General features: G+C 45.9%; 18 protein-coding genes and 4 other annotated features (1 of these 22 running past the window's edge). Of the genes, 1 reads left to right on the plus strand and 17 read right to left on the minus strand.

The window, feature by feature from the left end; all coding sequences use genetic code 11:
- Positions 1–31, minus strand: a sequence feature (23S ribosomal RNA rRNA prediction is too short) (it extends 237 nt beyond the left edge of the window).
- A 74-nt stretch (positions 32–105) separates the two neighbouring features.
- Positions 106–459 (plus strand) — a sequence feature (23S ribosomal RNA rRNA prediction is too short).
- Positions 460–468: 9 nt separating this feature from the next.
- Positions 469–1,299, plus strand: a sequence feature (23S ribosomal RNA rRNA prediction is too short).
- A 270-nt stretch (positions 1,300–1,569) separates the two neighbouring features.
- Positions 1,570–2,061: a sequence feature (16S ribosomal RNA rRNA prediction is too short), on the minus strand.
- 471 nt (positions 2,062–2,532) lie between these two features.
- The 15 genes from ACQQ6X_RS20675 to ACQQ6X_RS20745 all read right to left on the minus strand — a co-directional run bounded on the left by ACQQ6X_RS20675 (position 2,533) and on the right by ACQQ6X_RS20745 (position 15,765).
- Positions 2,533–3,411 (minus strand): nucleotidyltransferase-like protein, encoded by an 879-nt coding sequence (locus ACQQ6X_RS20675; RefSeq protein WP_305166839.1) that lies wholly within the window; start codon positions 3,409–3,411, stop codon positions 2,533–2,535.
- Between the two features lie 112 nt (positions 3,412–3,523).
- Positions 3,524–5,242, minus strand: a complete 1,719-nt coding sequence (locus ACQQ6X_RS20680; protein ID WP_305166840.1) for a glycosyl hydrolase family 18 protein — start codon at positions 5,240–5,242, stop codon at positions 3,524–3,526.
- Between the two features lie 187 nt (positions 5,243–5,429).
- Positions 5,430–5,861, minus strand: coding sequence for a Fur family transcriptional regulator (locus ACQQ6X_RS20685; protein ID WP_013373015.1), 432 nt, complete (start codon positions 5,859–5,861; stop codon positions 5,430–5,432).
- A gap of 111 nt (positions 5,862–5,972) precedes the next feature.
- A complete protein-coding gene (locus ACQQ6X_RS20690; RefSeq protein ID WP_305166841.1) occupies positions 5,973–7,376 on the minus strand; it encodes a DUF4097 family beta strand repeat-containing protein in 1,404 nt (467 codons plus the stop codon).
- Between the two features lie 7 nt (positions 7,377–7,383).
- Complete coding sequence (locus tag ACQQ6X_RS20695; protein WP_305166842.1) at positions 7,384–8,028, minus strand: hypothetical protein; 645 nt, start codon at positions 8,026–8,028, stop codon at positions 7,384–7,386.
- Between the two features lie 83 nt (positions 8,029–8,111).
- Positions 8,112–8,825 carry an MgtC/SapB family protein gene (locus ACQQ6X_RS20700; protein ID WP_305166843.1) on the minus strand — a complete coding sequence of 238 codons (714 nt, stop codon included), beginning with the start codon at positions 8,823–8,825 and terminating at the stop codon, positions 8,112–8,114.
- 57 nt (positions 8,826–8,882) lie between these two features.
- The gene (locus tag ACQQ6X_RS20705; protein ID WP_305166844.1) at positions 8,883–9,344 is read right to left on the minus strand and encodes a GNAT family N-acetyltransferase; all 462 of its coding nucleotides are present in this window, start codon (positions 9,342–9,344) and stop codon (positions 8,883–8,885) included.
- 133 nt (positions 9,345–9,477) lie between these two features.
- Positions 9,478–10,923 (minus strand): Asp-tRNA(Asn)/Glu-tRNA(Gln) amidotransferase subunit GatB, encoded by a 1,446-nt coding sequence (gatB, locus tag ACQQ6X_RS20710; RefSeq protein WP_064797199.1) that lies wholly within the window; start codon positions 10,921–10,923, stop codon positions 9,478–9,480.
- Positions 10,924–10,949: 26 nt separating this feature from the next.
- Positions 10,950–12,407 carry an Asp-tRNA(Asn)/Glu-tRNA(Gln) amidotransferase subunit GatA gene (gene gatA / locus ACQQ6X_RS20715; protein ID WP_063212811.1) on the minus strand — a complete coding sequence of 486 codons (1,458 nt, stop codon included), beginning with the start codon at positions 12,405–12,407 and terminating at the stop codon, positions 10,950–10,952.
- A gap of 27 nt (positions 12,408–12,434) precedes the next feature.
- Positions 12,435–12,722, minus strand: coding sequence for an Asp-tRNA(Asn)/Glu-tRNA(Gln) amidotransferase subunit GatC (gene gatC / locus ACQQ6X_RS20720; RefSeq protein ID WP_305166845.1), 288 nt, complete (start codon positions 12,720–12,722; stop codon positions 12,435–12,437).
- Between the two features lie 294 nt (positions 12,723–13,016).
- On the minus strand, positions 13,017–13,403 hold the full coding sequence (locus ACQQ6X_RS20725; RefSeq protein WP_063212814.1) for a hypothetical protein: 387 nt from the start codon (positions 13,401–13,403) through the stop codon (positions 13,017–13,019).
- A 97-nt stretch (positions 13,404–13,500) separates the two neighbouring features.
- A complete protein-coding gene (locus tag ACQQ6X_RS20730) occupies positions 13,501–13,704 on the minus strand; it encodes a hypothetical protein (RefSeq protein ID WP_305166846.1) in 204 nt (67 codons plus the stop codon).
- A gap of 242 nt (positions 13,705–13,946) precedes the next feature.
- Positions 13,947–14,576: an MBL fold metallo-hydrolase gene (locus tag ACQQ6X_RS20735; protein WP_149034291.1), complete on the minus strand. Its 630-nt coding sequence runs from the start codon at positions 14,574–14,576 to the stop codon at positions 13,947–13,949.
- 3 nt (positions 14,577–14,579) lie between these two features.
- Positions 14,580–15,149, minus strand: a complete 570-nt coding sequence (locus ACQQ6X_RS20740) for a thioredoxin family protein (RefSeq protein WP_305166847.1) — start codon at positions 15,147–15,149, stop codon at positions 14,580–14,582.
- A gap of 1 nt (position 15,150) precedes the next feature.
- Positions 15,151–15,765: a DedA family protein gene (locus ACQQ6X_RS20745; RefSeq protein ID WP_149034292.1), complete on the minus strand. Its 615-nt coding sequence runs from the start codon at positions 15,763–15,765 to the stop codon at positions 15,151–15,153.
- A gap of 144 nt (positions 15,766–15,909) precedes the next feature.
- On the opposite strand from ACQQ6X_RS20745, the gene ACQQ6X_RS20750 reads away from it, so the two are divergent.
- Entirely contained in the window at positions 15,910–16,233 is a 324-nt protein-coding gene (locus tag ACQQ6X_RS20750) for a dehydrogenase (protein WP_149034293.1), read from the plus strand.
- 81 nt (positions 16,234–16,314) lie between these two features.
- On the opposite strand, the gene ACQQ6X_RS20755 is transcribed toward ACQQ6X_RS20750, so the two are convergent.
- Entirely contained in the window at positions 16,315–17,529 is a 1,215-nt protein-coding gene (locus tag ACQQ6X_RS20755; protein WP_063212819.1) for a class I SAM-dependent methyltransferase, read from the minus strand.
- On the minus strand, positions 17,516–18,172 hold the full coding sequence (locus ACQQ6X_RS20760) for a DUF6483 family protein (RefSeq protein ID WP_305166848.1): 657 nt from the start codon (positions 18,170–18,172) through the stop codon (positions 17,516–17,518). Before ACQQ6X_RS20760 ends, ACQQ6X_RS20755 begins: the two co-directional genes overlap by 14 nt.
- Positions 18,173–18,383: the final 211 nt, after the last annotated feature.

An 18,383-nucleotide genomic window follows, 5' to 3' on the forward strand; every position in this document is an offset into this window, starting at 1 on the left:
AGTAGCGAAGGTCATGATCTCAGACTGCCAAGAAAAGCCTCTAGCCAGGAGAAGGTGCCCGTACCGCAAACCGACACAGGTAGGCGAGAAGAGAATTCTAAGGCGCGCGGAAGAACTCTCGTTAAGGAACTCGGCAAAATGACCCCGTAACTTCGGGAGAAGGGGTGCCTCGGTAGGGTGAATAGCCCGAGGGGGCCGCAGTGAAAAGGCCCAAGCGACTGTTTAGCAAAAACACAGGTCTGTGCGAAGCCGCAAGGCGAAGTATACGGGCTGACGCCTGCCCGGTGCTGGAAGGTTAAGGGGAGTGGTTAGCTCTTTTAGAGCGAAGCTATGAACCGAAGCCCCAGTAAACGGCGGCCGTAACTATAACGGTCCTAAGGTAGCGAAATTCCTTGTCAGGTAAATTCTGACCCGCACGAATGGCGTAACGACTTGGGCGCTGTCTCAACGAGAGATCCGGTGAAATTTTAATACCTGTGAAGATGCAGGTTACCCGCGACAAGACGGAAAGACCCCATGGAGCTTTACTGCAGCTTGATATTGAATTTGGGTACGATCTGTACAGGATAGGTGGGAGCCGTAGAACTTTGAGCGCCAGCTTGAAGGGAGGCATCCTTGGGATACCACCCTGATCGTATCTAGGTTCTAACTTGGTACCGTAATCCGGTACGAGGACAGTGTCAGGTGGGCAGTTTGACTGGGGCGGTCGCCTCCTAAAGAGTAACGGAGGCGCCCCAAGGTTCCCTCAGAATGGTTGGAAATCATTCGAAGAGTGCAAAGGCAGAAGGGAGCTTGACTGCGAGACCTACAAGTCGAGCAGGGACGAAAGTCGGGCTTAGTGATCCGGTGGTACCGCATGGAAGGGCCATCGCTCAACGGATAAAAGCTACCCTGGGGATAACAGGCTTATCTCCCCCAAGAGTCCACATCGACGGGGAGGTTTGGCACCTCGATGTCGGCTCATCGCATCCTGGGGCTGAAGTAGGTCCCAAGGGTTGGGCTGTTCGCCCATTAAAGCGGTACGCGAGCTGGGTTCAGAACGTCGTGAGACAGTTCGGTCCCTATCTGTCGTGGGCGTAGGAAATTTGAGAGGAGCTGTCCTTAGTACGAGAGGACCGGGATGGACGTACCGCTGGTGTACCAGTTGTTCCGCCAGGAGCACCGCTGGGTAGCTATGTACGGAAGGGATAAGCGCTGAAAGCATCTAAGCGTGAAGCCCCCCTCAAGATGAGATTTCCCAATTAAAGAGCAGACAAAGGCGATTGGGGAATTGGAAAACGTGTACCCATTGACCCCCATGCAAAAGGGTATGCTGTTCCATAGTTTGATGAATGCAGAAACAGGCGTGTATTTTGAGCAGGCAACTTTTGATCTTGAGGGCCACTTTACGCCAGCTATATTCGAGGAAAGCTTGAAGCTGCTGGTTAGTCGACATGCGATATTACGGACGAATTTCTACAGCGGCTGGCATGGACAACCCTTGCAAATCGTCTATCTCCATAAAAATCCGAGCTTCCATTATGAGGATGTCAGAGTGCGTGAATACGCTGTAGCTGAATTTGTGTCCGAGGACAAAGCTCGAGGCTTTGATTTAAGCAAGGATGCGCTTATGCGCGTAGCTGTCTTCCGTACGGGTGATCGCTCATACCGTTTTGTATGGAGCTTCCACCATATTGTGATGGACGGCTGGTGTCTGTCACTGATGACGGACGAAGTGTTTGGGGCATATTTTGCCTTACTCCAGTGTGGCCGATCACCCTCTCAGGTCGGCTACGCATCGTCGCCTTGGTAGGCCTTTACCCCACCAACTAGCTAATGCGCCGCAGGCCCATCCACAAGTGACAGATTGCTCCGCCTTTCCTCCTTCTCCCATGCAGGAAAAGGATGTATCGGGTATTAGCTACCGTTTCCGGTAGTTATCCCTGTCTTGTGGGCAGGTTGCCTACGTGTTACTCACCCGTCCGCCGCTAGGTCATTTAGAAGCAAGCTTCTAAATGACCCCGCTCGACTTGCATGTATTAGGCACGCCGCCAGCGTTCGTCCTGAGCCAGGATCAAACTCTCCATTAAAGACCAACCGAAGTTGGTATATTAAAAGAGCGATTAGCTCATTTGAAACTGACGAGATAAAATATCTCATGTTTTGATTTTGCAAACAAAATCAATTTACTCACTCGTTGTTCAGTTTTCAAAGATCAAACCTTGTATCATCACTTACTTCGTTTCACCACCGCGTCTCAGCGGCGACTTAAATAATATAACACATAACCTCATTTTTCGTCAAGCATTTTTTTTAAAAATTTATTTTTCCGCTTGTTGCAACACCTTTTATCCTGCTTTAGACAGTTATAAATTATTCGTGTTGCTCAATGGGGCGAGTTATAACTTAGCACATATTTTACATACTCGTCAAGCCAAAGTAATAATTTATTTATTTTTATCTCATGTACATTCTAATTCAGGTAAGAAAAAAGGAAGAAAGGATCGCGTCTATCAACCTTTCTTCCTGATAAATTAACCTCTTCGACCATCGTCAAAGAAGGGAGTAGCGCAGTTCACGATTTTGTCCGCGATCCCGAAATCCCCCGACGGCTGATTCTCTAATAAGCGAACGATAAACCAGCTTACGAAGCACGACAGTAAGATCTAATTGTAGATTTTCTAGCTCAGGATGATTCATAAGTTCATCTATTGACCAAGGTTCCCGCCTGCTGCCTAATATACGGAATAGCGGAGAAGAGCACTCCTCCATTTTTGACATGACTGAAAATTCACAAGCAAGCAGTACCAGTTCAACCCGTTGCTCCAGAGTCTCCGTACTTAACGTGAGCTCGTTATACAGCTTTTCAATCGTTCGATCCAGCGACTGTACCTGAACCCATAAGTGAACCTTAGGATAAATCCCTCGTTCAATGAGTTCAATAGAAGCCCAATGATCCAGTGCCTTCAGCACACTTTGATAAGCGTCAATGGTCCGCCCTTCTCGCACTGCTTTCTTACCCTGAACGTAATTGACCAGAAAGCGGGAGAACTCATGAAATCGTTTCTGCTCCCGCAGTGGATCGTTAAATTCAATAATTTCCTGCCTTAAAAGACGAACCCTTTCATCCCGTTCCCAGACCATACGACCTTCTAGCACATAATCTATAATGTTGGCTTGCTCACCAGCGATAATCCAACCCTTCAGACATCTGAGCGTTGTGTACAACACTTGGCACTTTAATCCATTAAAAAATAAGTGTTGAATAGAACGACCTGGTTTCTGGCCTTCTCCAATAATCAGAATCAGTTCATCAAAGTCGTGCAACATCGAACCGTGAAAATACTCTCCCGGCTTTCTGTACGAAATAACACCTATTGAATCTTCCTGCAACAGTTCATCATGCATCAGGTTTAATTTGGTTAGCTGCACTTCACCCTCCATACCTGCAAGGCGGCTATAACCGCTAAATTGGATTTTGGATACATGTGATCATTTCTACATAAATAAGAAACTTCCTTCTTCAATTGTATAAATTTTTATCTTATTTAATTATTTCTTTCAGTGTTATCCAAGCATTTTTATCTGCAAAACTTCGACTCCACACACCAATTCCGCCCAGATTTAGTGATTTGGCAAGTTCCACTCTTGCCTTCAGGGATACCTGATCCTCTAGCCAAATCTTTTTGACCACACCGTCTTCTGTATACTCGACATAATTCTGACCTTCGGAGGCTCTAAATTTAGGCTTCAACTTAAATTCGGCTACGATATCCGCTACTGACTCCATACCAAGTGATTTGGATGTGACCTTAATCTTCCCTTCTTTGGGAGTCTCGGACCAAACGCGGGTATATAACGGAATACCTAAAATCACTTTTTGAGGCGGCACTTCGTCTTCCTGAAGAATCCGCTTAATCGACGCTTCTGTCCAAGGTAATGAGGCGACGGAACCGGCCTTTGGACTAGCTGCCCAATGCTCATCATACGCCATTACCATGAGATAATCAGTGATCGCGCCCAATGATTTTCGATCCAAGAAGGCAGACCACATCTCACTTTGAGATTTAGGTGTAACATCAATGGACAGTATCAAATCATGTGCCCGAGCCATCGGTTTAAGTTCCCGCAAAAACTGGGTGACATTGGGGCCATCCTTTGTATGAACATTTTCAAAGTCAATATTAATACCGTCCAAATCATTTTCTTGGGCAAGTGAAATCATCTGATCTACAATTGCTTTTCGGCGTTCAAAGGTAGATAATGCCTCGGTTGTTATTTCAGGGTTAAAGCTGTTGCTCAACAAGCCCCATACCTCCATCCCCTTGCGATGTGCCCAGCTGACATATGCAGGGTCCGCCTTGCTTTCTACAGTACCCTCATCATCAACGACGCTAAACCATGTAGGACTTACCACATTTACGCCAGGCATAGGATCGAATTTGGAAGGATCAGGCTTACGATTATAGACAGCTTCCCAAGCGAGATTCACGGGTCTACCCTCCCAATGCTTCTCCGAGATGGACAATTCGTCCTTAACCGAAGGTATCGCAAGCTCTTCTCCTTCAGTGATACAGTCTGACTTAATGTATCCTGCATAGCCATTGTCTAACTGCACAAAATACCAATCGCCCTGTTGGGACCAGATACGTACTTTCGTCTGTTGAGATACATCGGTCAAAATAAAAGATAGGCTAGAGGCTTCTTTACGCAAAGCAATTCTGTCATCCTGTTTCCCATCTTTCTTTTCTACACTACCTAGCCTGACCTTCTCTCCAGCTTTCATCAAAATAACGGCACCTGTTACAGGGTCTTCGTGTATGGATATACCATATACTTCACTTACTGCCTCTATGGGGACATACACCTCTCCACCGATAATCTGAGGGGCGACGCTAAGCGCATATGCTTTACCATTCAGTTCTCCTTGTGTCTGTGAAACGTTCATATGGAGCAAGCTTTGTCTCGTTGCCATAATGACGGTTTGGCTGTCATCCTCATAACGAATTGTAGGGTCAATTTGACCTTGTATCAATTTAAGCGGCATTAGCATGTTTTTGCCGGAGCTTTGAGCTTCATATCCGGTCAACTTGCCCTTCATAAAAATAGGTCGGACACTCCCCTGCCAATCCGGTTTCTCGTGAAGAGGATTACCATACCATACGACAGTAATAGCGCATATAATCGCTGCGAATAATAGCAGGCTTGCTGCTCCTTTGAATCGAGAACGTTTACGGCGGCGTCTGGAATGAATTCTGGCCAATATTGAACCTCCATTGTAAGAAATTTTGATTTCTGTATTTTGTAACTTCAGCAGATGACTTGAAACAAAAAAACAAAGTGATTTAAACAAAAAAACGCGGTAAATCCCCACTTATGGGGAATTCCTCACGTTTCCAATCCATTACAATATATACATACGGCACAAAAAACTTCTATTCCTTGTTTCGTTACGATTGTTTGTTACTACAAGCTTTGCATACTCCGTGTAACTCCATACGATGTCCGTGCACCTCGAAGCCTGTTTCCAACGCAGCATGGCGTTCTACATCTGCCAAATACGGATAACTGAAATCTTCAATCTTTCCGCATTTTTCACAAATGATGTGATAGTGCTCCGAAATATTGGCATCATATCGACTGGCGTTATCTCCATAGGTCAACTCATGTACCATACCCGCTTCTATAAACATCTTTAAGTTATTATAAACCGTAGCCACACTCATACTTGGAAACTTGGACTCAAGCGCACGATATATTTCATCTGCAGTCGGATGCCCCATAGATTCCATTAAATAGTTTAATATGGCATGACGCTGGGGTGTTATGCGTACACCTGTCTTCTTCAGAAGTTCCAAAGCATGCTGGACGCGTGCTGCCATATATGTCCACCGCCTTATCCCTTACTTGCAATCCTATCAAAAATTACCACGCATCTATTTACAATTTACTTCTAAAGCTACTCACATTGTACGGTCTACTCAAGATTCTTGTCAACGCGACGCATTGTCGCCAGATGTTCCTATAGGAGTATCTGTCATAGGAGCTTCTGGCTCACCTGAAGAGCTTCCAGATTCATTGGGCGCAGACGATTTCCCCGAATCATTCAAGTCAGGTAACGACGCCATCAGTAGCTTTTTGATGGTTAAATTGCTGTTCCCCTCTACGTTGATCACATATTTGCCATCCCCGTTTTGGCCTGAAATGCTTTTACTGTCTATTTTAAATGGAAAATCGGACTGGAGATTACCATAACTGCTTGAACCCTCTAGCTGAAAATCTCCATTCGATGGAAGATCCAATACGATATCACCAACAGCACTGTATATTTTCCAGTCTCCCCCTACCTGCTCGCTATGCACTTTGATTGCGCCGTTAAGTGAACTTGCATTCAGTTTGGCTTTAGAATTCAGTATATTCATGTCACCATTCTGAGTATCTGCGGTGATATCCCCTTCCGAGCGAGCAACCTGAATGTTACCTACCATGGTGTGTAATGACACGGCTCCTTCAATATCCCCTGCCTGCATATCACCACGGTTCGTGCGCACATCCACATCTCCGGTAATCCGATGCAATTTAATCTGACCATTCAGGGTGCCTCCTTTGACATTGCCAATAGCATCATTAACTATGAGATTCCCATTACCGCTCTCAAGCCGGATGCTGTCGATAGCGTCAACTCCATTCAAGGTAATATTCCCATTGGAGGTTCTAATCTGCATATTGAATCGCCGGTCCTCCGGCACAGTGATCAGCATGTTCATACGAGGCTGACGTTTACTTGATGCTCCGTATGACTGTACCTCCGGACGAATCTGAATGGTCTTCCCGTCGGTAGAAGTCAGTGAAGAACCTTCAGCAATCTTGTCCGCCTCAGCCGCAGGCGCTTGATCCACCCATAGAGTCCCACGCACCTCTATATTCGAAACAGGCCGTCTTATTAGCGTTATATCTCCATTCACCGAATCAACTACTATATCGGACGTCTGCATCGTTACAGGTATCAGCACGCCGCCCATATCATACCGATTCTCTTTAGCCTGGCTAAAATCCATAGAGGCCGATGTCAGATTGAGACTAACTCGGTTCCACAGATACATATAATGGTTTTGCTGAGTTACGATAAAAACCGAGGCAGTCACTACCAAAGCGGACAGAATTCCCTTTAGGTCAGGCCTAAAACGTCGTCCGTTGTCAGGCTTGCCTTCCTTACGATAGTACACGCCAAAAAAAATCAGATACTCCAGTCCCCACAGCACAAAGATTACAGGCCACCACACAAGGAGCTGAAGCATATATTCAGTGTTCTGAAGCACATCTACAATCAGCAAAATACCTACAGCCATCAACAAAAGCGAAGCGGTGTAGCGGCCGACTCTTATTTTGCGGTGCACGCCTGCTTCACCCTCTTTCTTTCATCTTTTTACGTCTAAAGGACAATAAGGCTTCCCTTAGAAAAAGGAATAAACCGATCATCATTAATATAATGGCCAGCGTCAGAAATCCATAATCTTCGAAGAAAATGCTTAACCAGCGAGGTTTCATGCGGAACAGAATCATAAGTCCGCCACCTGCTACCAATAGCACGGCAAAAGCAAAACCTCTTTCCCATGCATAAAAAGGACTACTTTGCTGACCTCTAGCATCCATTCGTGCATATTGATCTGGCTTGCGCCGATAACGAACCATGTAGTCCGCTGACTGTAAGACATCGTATACATTATAAAAATATAAAACGGGTATGAACAATCCAAGCAAAATAAGCAGCGGGATGTTAATCCTTAGTCCATCTGAGGAAACATACAACATCGCAAAAATATCTAGCAGGAGCAATACAATAAATGTAAGTCCCCTAATAAACAGGCCTAAAAAAAGATGTCCCATTCCTGGTATTATGGCTGCCATGATAATGGCAATTACTTTGCGAAATTTAGCGTATTGCAGACGCCCCCGCCGTTCCTGTCTATAGGGCTGTTCAGCCTGTTTAGACGGTCCAGACGGTAACGGTTGTTCCGAGTTCATGCCATCCTCCCCTTTGAATTCCATACGCAGCTCTGCTGAAAAATACTTTGATGGTTACATAGTACCCCAATCGGATTTGATAGTAACTGTAAAAAATAGGTATATAATCACTCAACGGAGACTGCAGCTATATCTTCCCATTGTCGTAAATCAGCTGCAATACGTACCGGATTAAAGTCATGTCGGGCCAGTACCTCAAGGGAAACCTCCATACTCTGCCGATCCGGATGCAATTCATGAAACGGAACATTTTCATGCTCTTTAATCATGATTTTGCGTATTTCTATCTTTTCTTGCTCTAAATAAGTCGAAATTTGCTCTAGCAATCCGTGTGAAGACAATCCGTACAGTGTAATAAGATGACGTTTGCGTCCACGCATATACCGAAGTTCTAGTTTGTTAAATACCCACAAATTTAAAAATACGAGCACAGTTGCCGCTATAGAGGGGAAATAGAAGCCTGCTCCGACCCCAAGGCCAATGGCAGCTACGACCCAAATGGAAGCCGCCGTCGTCAGTCCAGTAATGGATTTACCCGTGAACATAATCGTACCTGCCCCCAAAAAGCCTACGCCAGTAATCACTGCCGTAGCCAAGCGAGCTGGATCAATACGCACATTAGCTTCTTTAATAAAATCAGCAAAGCCGTAAACGGACAGTAGCATAATCAGCGTTGAACCAAGACTGACCATAATGTGAGTCCGCAAACCAGCAGCGTGATTGGAACGTTCGCGCTCAAAGCCAATGAACCCACCGAGAAGCATGGACAGTAATAGCCGTAAAATGATATGTGAATCGTCTATAATCCACGGATTATTCATTCGAGTCCTCCTCCCGGTTGTGTCGTGCTTCCCTGTCCGGGCACGCGGTTGTGAGTATTATTCCACGTTATGCAAATGGTAAGTGGTTAATTCCACGCCTGGGGCCACCTCTGCCGCAGAAACGGGACGAAAACCATGTTTTCGATAAAGTGCCACCGCTGGCATGTTTAAAGTTCCTGTAGTGACAATAAACAGGGGGACATTCTGATACTCATTCAAAACATGCTTCATTAATGAATCTGCAATTCCTTGGCGAAAATGATCTGGATGAACCATCATACGTGTAAGGGTAAGCGATCCGGACGACTCAGACTGCACAGCCAGCGCCCCTAATAGTTCACCATCCTCCAGCCACCCGTAAAAAGACTCTCCGCAGCTTCTCAGCGTTTCCAATGTATCCATCAGCGGAGGAATCTCATTAAACCCGATCAACTCAGCTTCCAGTCTATAGGCGACGTGTTGAAGACGCCAGATTTGACTGACAATATCATCATCTTCCAATGAACATAGGGTAACCATGCCGTTTGCCCTCCTAAGGAAACTCATCATATGTCAACACGCTTCTGATACCTGTTTGATGTCCATGCATTGCTTTGTACCTATGCAAAAGGGGCCTGTCCCTAAAAGACAAGCCCCTGTCATAACTATGCCATTAACGATTCAGCACTTCTGTCAGCAACTTATTAGCGAGGGCAGGGTTAGCTTTGCCCTTGCTCTCCTTCATCACTTGACCGACCAAGAAGCCGATGGCCTTTTGCTTGCCAGCTTTGTAATCCTCGACCGATTGCGGGTTGGCTGCTACAACTTGTTCGACAATTGTCAGAATTGCACCTTCATCACTGATTTGCACAAGCCCTTTTTCTTCAACAATTTGCTGTGGCAGTTTATCACTTTCCAGCATTTCCTTGAAGACTGTTTTGGCAATTTTACTATTGATCGTCCCTTTTTCCAGTAGTCCGATCATTTCACCCAAGCCTCGACCTGTCAATTTAACCTGTGACAGTTCGACACCGGCACTGTTTAAATAACCGAGTAAATCCCCCATAATCCAGTTGGATACTGCTTTGGCATCCTTGGTGTACTGGAGGCTATCCTCAAACAAATCAGCCAGTGGCTTGGAGGACGTAATGACCTGTGCATCATACTCAGGTAATCCATATTCCGAAGTGTAACGCGCTTTACGTTGGTCAGGCAATTCAGGAATTGAAGCACGGATACGCTCTTTCCACTCCTCGTCAATATGCAGTGTAACGAGATCCGGGTCCGGGAAATAACGGTAGTCGTGCGCCTGCTCCTTACCACGCATGGACAAGGTCTTACCCTGCGCCTCATCCCAGCGCCGTGTCTCCTGTACGATTGTTCCGCCTTCTTCAAGCGTCTGTTCTTGACGGAACTGCTCATATTCCAATCCGCGCTGTACGCCACGGAAGGAGTTCATGTTTTTCAGTTCCGCTTTGGTTCCCAGCTCTTTTTGTCCACGCGGACGAAGGCTGATATTCGCGTCACAACGAAGCGATCCTTCCTCCATCTTCACATCGGATACGTCGCAATACTGCATAATAGCACGTATTTTTTCCAGATAAGCCTTGGCTTCTTCCGGCGAAGATATATCTGGTTCCGAAACAATCTCCACCAATGGTGTGCCGACCCGGTTAAAATCAACCAAAGACGCATAGCCACCATCAACATGGGTTAATTTCCCTGCATCCTCTTCCAGATGCAACCGGGTAATACCGATACGCTTGGTTTCACCGTTCACTTCAATATCAATCCAGCCGTTCTCGCCAATCGGTTGATCATATTGCGAGATTTGGTAAGCCTTCGGTGAATCGGGGTAAAAATAGTTTTTGCGATCAAACTTGCTCACATCAGCAATGGTGCAATTGAGCGCCATTGCCGCTTTCATCGCATAATCAACGGCTTGACGATTCAATACCGGCAATACCCCCGGATGTCCGAGACAAACCGGACATGTATGAGAGTTTGGCGGCGCTCCAAAGGATGTCGAGCATCCGCAAAATATTTTAGACTTCGTATGCAGTTCCACATGGACTTCAAGTCCGATGACCGTCTCATACTTCGATGTAGTTGTAGACATGAATAGGTTCCCTCCTTTTTGGCAAATTACAGCTGCGGACGCTGCTTGTGAAATTCAGTATTTTGTTCAAAAGCATGGGCTACACGCAGGACAGAAGACTCATCAAAAGCTTTCCCGATAATTTGTAGTCCGACTGGCATTCCATCTGCAAGACCACAAGGAATACTGATAGCTGGCACACCAGCCAAACTTACCGGGATCGTCAAAATATCGTTCAAATACATCGTCAATGGGTCATCCACTTGAGAACCGATTTTGAAAGCGGTAGTCGGTGCAGTAGGTCCGATAATCACGTCATATTGTTCAAATACACGATCAAAATCCTGTTTGATCAGTGTACGCACTTTTTGAGCTTTCAAATAATATGCATCGTAGTACCCGGAGCTGAGTGCATAGGTACCAAGCATAATCCGACGCTTCACCTCAGGACCAAACCCTTGCGTACGGGACTGATGGTACAAATCAAGCAGGTTATCCGGATTGTCAGAGCGTACACCATAGCGCACGCCGTCGAAGCGGGCCAGATTGGATGATGCTTCGGATGAAGCCAGCAGGTAATATGTCGCAACTGCATATTCCGTGTGTGGAAGAGATACCTCTTCCCATACAGCGCCCAATCCTTCCAGTGTTTTCAGTGCATCAAGCACTTTTTCCTTGACCTGTGGATCTACGCCTTCACCAAGATACTCTTTAGGCACAGCGATACGAAGTCCTTTTACATCTCCGGTTAAAGCGTTCAAATAATCAGGAATGTCTACCTTCGCAGACGTGGAGTCCTTCGGGTCATAGCCAGCAATGGCTTGCAGGACATAGGCTGAATCCTGAACATTTTTGGTAATCGGTCCGATTTGGTCTAAAGAGGAGGCAAAGGCCACCAGTCCAAAACGGGATACGAGACCATAGGTTGGTTTTAGGCCAACTACACCGCAATAAGAAGCGGGCTGGCGAATAGAGCCGCCTGTATCGGAACCGAGTGTGAAATAAGCCTCACCCGCCGCAACAGCCGCAGCCGAGCCGCCACTGGAACCGCCGGGAACACGTTCTAGATCCCATGGATTACGTGCCGGGAAAAAGCTGGAGTTCTCATTAGAACCGCCCATGGCGAATTCGTCCATGTTCATTTTACCAAGTGTCACCGTTTGCGCTGCGCGTAACTTACCGACAACTGTGGCATCGTAAACAGGGTCAAAATTTTTCAAAAACTGACTGCCACAAGTGGTACGCAGCCCTTCTGTCACGATATTATCCTTAATACCGACCGGTAAACCAAACAACAACCCTCGTTCTTCTCCTGAAATCAGCTGATCATCCAGCTGACGTGCGGATGCCCGGGCCTGTTCCTCGTCAACGGTAATATAGGCTCTGATCTTGTCTTCCCGCGCATCAATTGTCTCCAGAGCGTGTCCCACCAGATCACTCACTGAAATTTCCTTTTGATGCAGCTTGTTATGTATTTCCGGCAATGTGTTGTTAAACAAGCTCAATTTGCATCCTCCTTTCAAATGTGAAATCTATTCCAGAACAGCAGGAACTTTAAACTGTCCGTCTTCTTCTTCAGGTGCATTACGCATCACTTGCTCGTGCGTCAAACTTTCGCGAACTTCGTCGTCCCGCATGACATTGCTGACATGCAGCACATGAGTGGTCGGTTTTACCTGCTCCGTATTCAACTCATTCAGCTTCTCCGCATAATGGAGAATGGCATTTAATTGTCCTGTCATGGTTTCTTCCTCAGCCTCGGTCAGATTCAACCGGGATAGCTTGGCTACGTGACGAACATCTTCTTTGGAAATGTTCATTCAAATCCCTCCTCATATATAAACAAAAATCCAATAAGCGACTGGAATCGGATTTTGCAAAATCCTAGCATCAAAAATGTTACACCGAACTTTGAAATAACGTTTTTAATTATAGGATAGAACCCTATACAATTCAATCTTTGACGCGGTACAGAAGCAGACTGTACATTAATGAGGTAAATGTTACTAAAAAGAATATAAAAAAAGCACCTCTCGGTGCTCTTTCGAGAAAACTATAGCTGCTGAAATCGCGCCCAATATATATTGTTAAAAAGAGTCGGCAACAGCCGACTCCTATATCCAAGCACGTAAATTAACTTGTTTGATAAAATCAGCTTGTGACAACAATTCTGCCGCGGTTTCTTCTTCCTCCGTCTCTACTGAATCATGACCACCGTTCATCACATGTCTGAACAGCTTCTCATTATGAGTAGCAAGGGCGTAATCTATCAGCGCTTCACGCTCAATCCGTTCGGCTTCCAGCTTGAGAATACTTTCTTCCAGCTCGATGTCTCCGGATGGTACGAAAAAATTGCGATTCACCTTCGGTATGCGAATGACATAGTCAAAAGCATTGTCCGCATTACGGTCGTAAGCAATGATATAACCATGTTCGCCCACAGGAAGATTCTGCTCAAAAGCATCCGCGACGATCATAATTCTAGCTCCTAAATGATGCATCGTTAGCCCCCCCGTTTGTCTGAACTTATCTGCTAAGTCTACTAAAAAAAAGGTAGCTTGTCTATATCATCTATGTACCATCTATATATCTTCATAATCAACCGCCTCCACGTCCATTTCTATGTTCATTGAGCCTTATATGCCAGTTTTGTACAAGACTTCCGTTCCGCCGTTTTACCTTATTCCAAGTTATAATCTTCGGTTCGGAACATACCACAGCATCTTTAATATCTATTATTTTGGGAATACGTAAACTGCCTTCGTTCTCACGGTGTGCCTTATATATATGTTTTCTTTTCATTCTTGCTCCCCCTTGTGATCTGACGGCTTCATGCCTCTATATCCTCTTATGGGCAAAAAAAAGAACGCAAACCGGGATTCATCCACAGCTTGCGTGCTTCGCGAGTTTAGTATGTAACTTTAATACATGTATGTTAACAAAAATAATAACCTTTGTCTATATATAATTTATATTTTGTTGTCGAATTGAGGCAAAACCTGTCACTTCTTTGATTTTGCCTCACTAATTTATGTTCATCAGATTTATCGAATATACGGATTGTGGGCTTTCTCATAACCAATGGATGTTTTGGGTCCGTGACCAGGATACACTGTAACGTCATCTCCAAGCGGAAACAACTTATTCTGGATGGAGTCATACAAATCACGTTCCCGGCCACCCGTTAGATCTGTGCGTCCAACACCCTGACGGAACAGTACATCCCCGGAAAAAAGATCTTTGCCGCACAAGAAGCTGACGCTGCCGGGTGAATGCCCCGGTGTATGGAACACTTTGAACGTATGCCCGATTAGATTTAATTGCTGTCCCTCTGCCAAATCATATTCAGCAGGTTCTGTCGAGATCGGTGGAGATGCCTCTGGCCACATCAAGGAGCCATTCAGCTTAGGAGATGTGAGCCAGTCTTGCTCCAAGGCGTGCAGATACACCGGGCATCCTTTCGCATTGCGAATCTCCTCCACCCCGCCGATATGATCAAAATGGGCATGGGTCAGCAGGATAGCTTCAATGGTCAGGGATTCAATCGCTCTCAGCAAAGGTCCCGGATTCATTCCTGGATCAATAATAACGGCGCGCTGTGGATCATCCCCTTGAAGCAAATAAGCATTCGTTTGAAGTGGTCCAAGGTTAAAGCTACGAATTGATAAGGTCATAAGTTAAAATCCCGAGATCAGCTCGCGTAATTCCTGAACAATCACAGGATGAACCTCGGTTCCCTCCCCATATTTTGCAGCCATTTCTTTGCGAGCAACTGCGATTTTTTCTTGATAATCATCGGCTTCCCGATCTGGATTTTCACGTTTGAATTCGATCATAATTTGTTGGACATGTGCAGGGCGTGGTCCCCAGTGACCAAGTACGTGACCTCCCGTATCCGCAAAAATCACAATCGGCACAGCACGTCCGCCCATCGTCAGGAAGTCGTCCATCAGCGCCTGATGATTTTCAAGAATCAACACTTCGGTTGGAATACCGCTATTTTCCAGTGCGCGGAACACTACGGGTACATTGCGTACGACATCCCCGCACCAGTCGGCAGCCAATATAAGCACACGCAGATCGTCACGATGGTTCAAGCTTTCAAAAAACTCCCGATCCTCTTCGCTACTCCACACAAACTGATCGTATCCGGAGCGGAAAGCTTCCTTGTTCTTTTCCATACCTTCCATAAACCGCTCGGGACTCAAGCCCTTACCGAAATATTGCGATACGTTAGTACGACTCATGTTATACACTTCCTTTTTTGTTTTTGGCTACAATCCATTTGATTACAAAGTAAATGATCAAGAGTGCAAGCGCAACCAGCAAAATGGGTTTGATGTAGGGTGCCGCCACTTCATCAATCTGCTCCCACTTATCTCCCAGCACCATACCTAAATATATAAACAAAACAGACCAAGGTATAATCGCCAGCGTCGTCAAAATAATAAAGCGCCATACGTTCATTCGAGCCAACCCGGCAGGGATTGAGATCGCGTGACGCACAACAGGGATGAAGCGAGCTGTAAAAATGACTCCTGTACCGTATTTATTAAACCAGGCTTCAGCGTGGTCGACATGGCTTTTTTTGATGAGTATGTATTTCCCGTACTTATCCAATACCGGTCTGCCGCCATAGCGCCCGATCCAATATATAAACAGCTGGGCCAGCACCCCGCCAATCGTTCCAAAAATAACTGCTCCAAAAAAATTAATATGTCCTGAGGACACTAAAAAGCCGCCATAAGCGAGGACAATTTCACTTGGAATTACCTCTACCATCAAGCCTAACATGATACCAAAATACCCCATACTGCGAATGATCTCAAACAAATAATTAATGATACTAGATATATGGTCCATTTCTCATCCCACTCCCTGCCTGTTTCTCTATTTTCATTAGTGTATCACAGCGGCAGAACACGTCGCCACTTCACGCAATTAGGGAGATCAGTGACCCCGCCTCCTGTGCCCGCATAAATTGTGAGAGAGAGGAGGGGGTACATTATGCCTCCCGGCAAATTCCCCAAACATGACAATTCACAATCCCGTTTACCCACGGCTCGTGGTATCCGCCGCGCATGCAGCAAAGAGCTGTACCGAGCCTGCAAGCGTCTGCCTGTTCACATTGCTCCTGATCTGGTCAAGCAGGGTGAAGAGCTGTACTGCCGCAAGGTTGTCGGACACCTCATCTGGATTGCGGAAAACCATAGCAATCGCAAACTACTCTGCGACTGGTGGGACGAAGATGTCAGCGAGGAGCTCGCGGCATTGTGGAAGGTGGATCGTGATGTCTTGTGCACTGCTTTTAGAAGTGCCTATGGCGGGTAGATGTTTGCGCACAGAAACCATAAATTGTAAATCACAAAAAAAGTGGAGCCCCCCGCAGTGGCTCCACTTTTACTATGTTCCTTAGCTGTGTGACTGCTTCTGCCCCGCTCCTTCGGGGAGCAAATCCGCACAAGCACGTTCCAGATAAGGATCAGCATGTATAAAATCCCGAAATGCTGTGTACTCACGCCACAAAACGGAACGTTCTCCCGCTTGGCCTTTAACGGCACGAATCAGAATATTTTTAGGGGTATGCTCCATATCGATAAATTCCAGTAGCTGTGTCCGATACCCCATCATATCCAGCAGCTTGGCCCGGATTCCATCCGTTGCCAGTGCAGAAAAACGCTCCTTCAAAATACCGTGGGAGAGCAAAGGCTCCAATACCGGATTTTCCAGTTGACTAAACAGCTCGTGCTGGCAGCACGGAACCGATAAAATGACGGATGCTCCCCAGCGGACAGCTTTTTCCAGCGCTGCATCTGTTGCTGTATCGCATGCATGCAAGGTAACGACCATGTCCACCTGCTCCAGTTCATTGTAATCCGCAATATCTCCGACCAGAAACTCCAACTGCCGATATTGCAGCTTTTGAGCCAGAACATTACAGGTTTCAATGACATCTGCCTTTAAGTCCAAGCCGACAATCTGCAAAGGTCGCTTTTGCTGCACAGCCAAATAGTGATACAGAGCAAAGGTCAAATACGACTTGCCGCAGCCAAAATCCACAATCGTCAATGGGCGGCCTACCGGAAGGCTGGGCAATACATCTTGCACCATTTCGAGAAAACGGTTGATTTGACGGAATTTATCATACTTCCGAGCTAGTACCTTACCGTCCTCATTCATGATGCCGAGCTCAATCAGGAAAGGAATACGCTCTCCTTCCTCAAGCACATATTGCTTTTTGCGATTATGAGACAGATCGGCTTTGCTTTTGCTCGGTGACTTTGTCAGAATGGATACTTTATATTTTTTACTGATCAGCACCTGATAGTCTGCATCCTTGGCACACAGCAGTCCTTGGCGGAATGTATCCTCAAACAAGGCAGTCATGCGCTCATTAGCTTCGTCAGGAGTCAGATTTTCATGAATGACTTTGTTGCTGTAATGAAAGGCAAACTGGTAATGCAGTTTGTTTTTCAATTCTACAGGTTTGATTTGTACTTTAGTAAAAGAAGCATCCTCGCGTTTGCGCAGCTGACTCAGCGTCGCTGTGATGAGGGAGCCTCCCGTGGTCAATTGGTATACAAGTTCGCGCAGTGAATCCAAAAGGTACATCTCACTTTCTTTCATGTAATTGGGTGATCTCGGACAAACCCTCGATGATTTCCTGGCGTGAAATCCCACCCCGTTCCAGCTCTGCATTGGTCTTATCCAGTAGCTGGCTGTAAAATGTCTCTGCTTCCAATCTCAGCTCTGGCTGCTCCCATGCCAATCCAAACCACACATCGGCGGCTTTGTCCAGCCTGTTTTCGCGCTCATAATGAACAGCCAACAGCTTGCTGGTTTCAGGTGGAAGCTCATATTCATGAACCAGCTTTACAATACACGCTATTCGTTCAGGCAGGACCTGTAGATCACGAGTCGCGCCATTCAGATCGCTGTACAAATATAAATGAAGAGATTTCATTAAAATTCGTATGCCCTCGTCTATTTTGCTGGTTTCCAAGTATATAGCAGCTTCTTCTTCCAAAATGCGAGCCACTTGCTGAAGCTCATCCGCTTCCATCCCAGGGCCCATTCGGAAAAACTCAATAATTTGTTCCGGCGGCAATCGTCTGAGCAAATCTGAACGAAGGCGAAACTGCTTGTTGAGTAGGTCATCTAGTTGTTTTAGCGCTTCGACGTGTTTGTTTTCACGCCTTAGACCAAGCACCGATGCTACTGCGGATGTCAATTCTTCCATCATACCTAGCAAATAATCTTTTCTAAGCAAGCTGTTCCCTTCCTTTCATCCCGATGCCTAGAGAATCAGGAACCTTGTCCCTTCTGATTGTATGACATCCTTGTCTAAAAGCCAAATGTCTCCCTCATGGCGTAATCCCATTATTCGAAAATTTGCTATTGATCCTCTGCTACTCTTGTGTTAATTTTGTTTCATGAGAAACAAAAAAATAATCGTTATATGTTATTTATTCACGCAATAT

It is taken from the genome of Paenibacillus ottowii (assembly GCF_050516475.1).
In the GTDB taxonomy this organism is placed as follows: domain Bacteria; phylum Bacillota; class Bacilli; order Paenibacillales; family Paenibacillaceae; genus Paenibacillus; species Paenibacillus ottowii.

What these genes read in the sequence shown, in the direction of transcription:
- ACQQ6X_RS20685 (WP_013373015.1), bottom strand. Translation starts at nt 5,861, where the DNA reads ATGGCAGCACGCGTCCAGCATGCTTTGGAACTTCTGAAGAAGACAGGT.
- ACQQ6X_RS20695 (WP_305166842.1), bottom strand. Translation starts at nt 8,028, where the DNA reads ATGGAATTCAAAGGGGAGGATGGCATGAACTCGGAACAACCGTTACCG.
- ACQQ6X_RS20700 (WP_305166843.1), bottom strand. Translation starts at nt 8,825, where the DNA reads ATGAATAATCCGTGGATTATAGACGATTCACATATCATTTTACGGCTA.
- ACQQ6X_RS20705 (WP_305166844.1), bottom strand. Translation starts at nt 9,344, where the DNA reads ATGGTTACCCTATGTTCATTGGAAGATGATGATATTGTCAGTCAAATC.
- gatB (WP_064797199.1), bottom strand. Translation starts at nt 10,923, where the DNA reads ATGTCTACAACTACATCGAAGTATGAGACGGTCATCGGACTTGAAGTC.
- gatC (WP_305166845.1), bottom strand. Translation starts at nt 12,722, where the DNA reads ATGAACATTTCCAAAGAAGATGTTCGTCACGTAGCCAAGCTATCCCGG.
- ACQQ6X_RS20725 (WP_063212814.1), bottom strand. Translation starts at nt 13,403, where the DNA reads ATGCATCATTTAGGAGCTAGAATTATGATCGTCGCGGATGCTTTTGAG.
- ACQQ6X_RS20730 (WP_305166846.1), bottom strand. Translation starts at nt 13,704, where the DNA reads ATGAAAAGAAAACATATATATAAGGCACACCGTGAGAACGAAGGCAGT.
- ACQQ6X_RS20735 (WP_149034291.1), bottom strand. Translation starts at nt 14,576, where the DNA reads ATGACCTTATCAATTCGTAGCTTTAACCTTGGACCACTTCAAACGAAT.
- ACQQ6X_RS20740 (WP_305166847.1), bottom strand. Translation starts at nt 15,149, where the DNA reads ATGAGTCGTACTAACGTATCGCAATATTTCGGTAAGGGCTTGAGTCCC.
- ACQQ6X_RS20745 (WP_149034292.1), bottom strand. Translation starts at nt 15,765, where the DNA reads ATGGACCATATATCTAGTATCATTAATTATTTGTTTGAGATCATTCGC.
- ACQQ6X_RS20750 (WP_149034293.1), top strand. Translation starts at nt 15,910, where the DNA reads ATGCCTCCCGGCAAATTCCCCAAACATGACAATTCACAATCCCGTTTA.
- ACQQ6X_RS20755 (WP_063212819.1), bottom strand. Translation starts at nt 17,529, where the DNA reads ATGAAAGAAAGTGAGATGTACCTTTTGGATTCACTGCGCGAACTTGTA.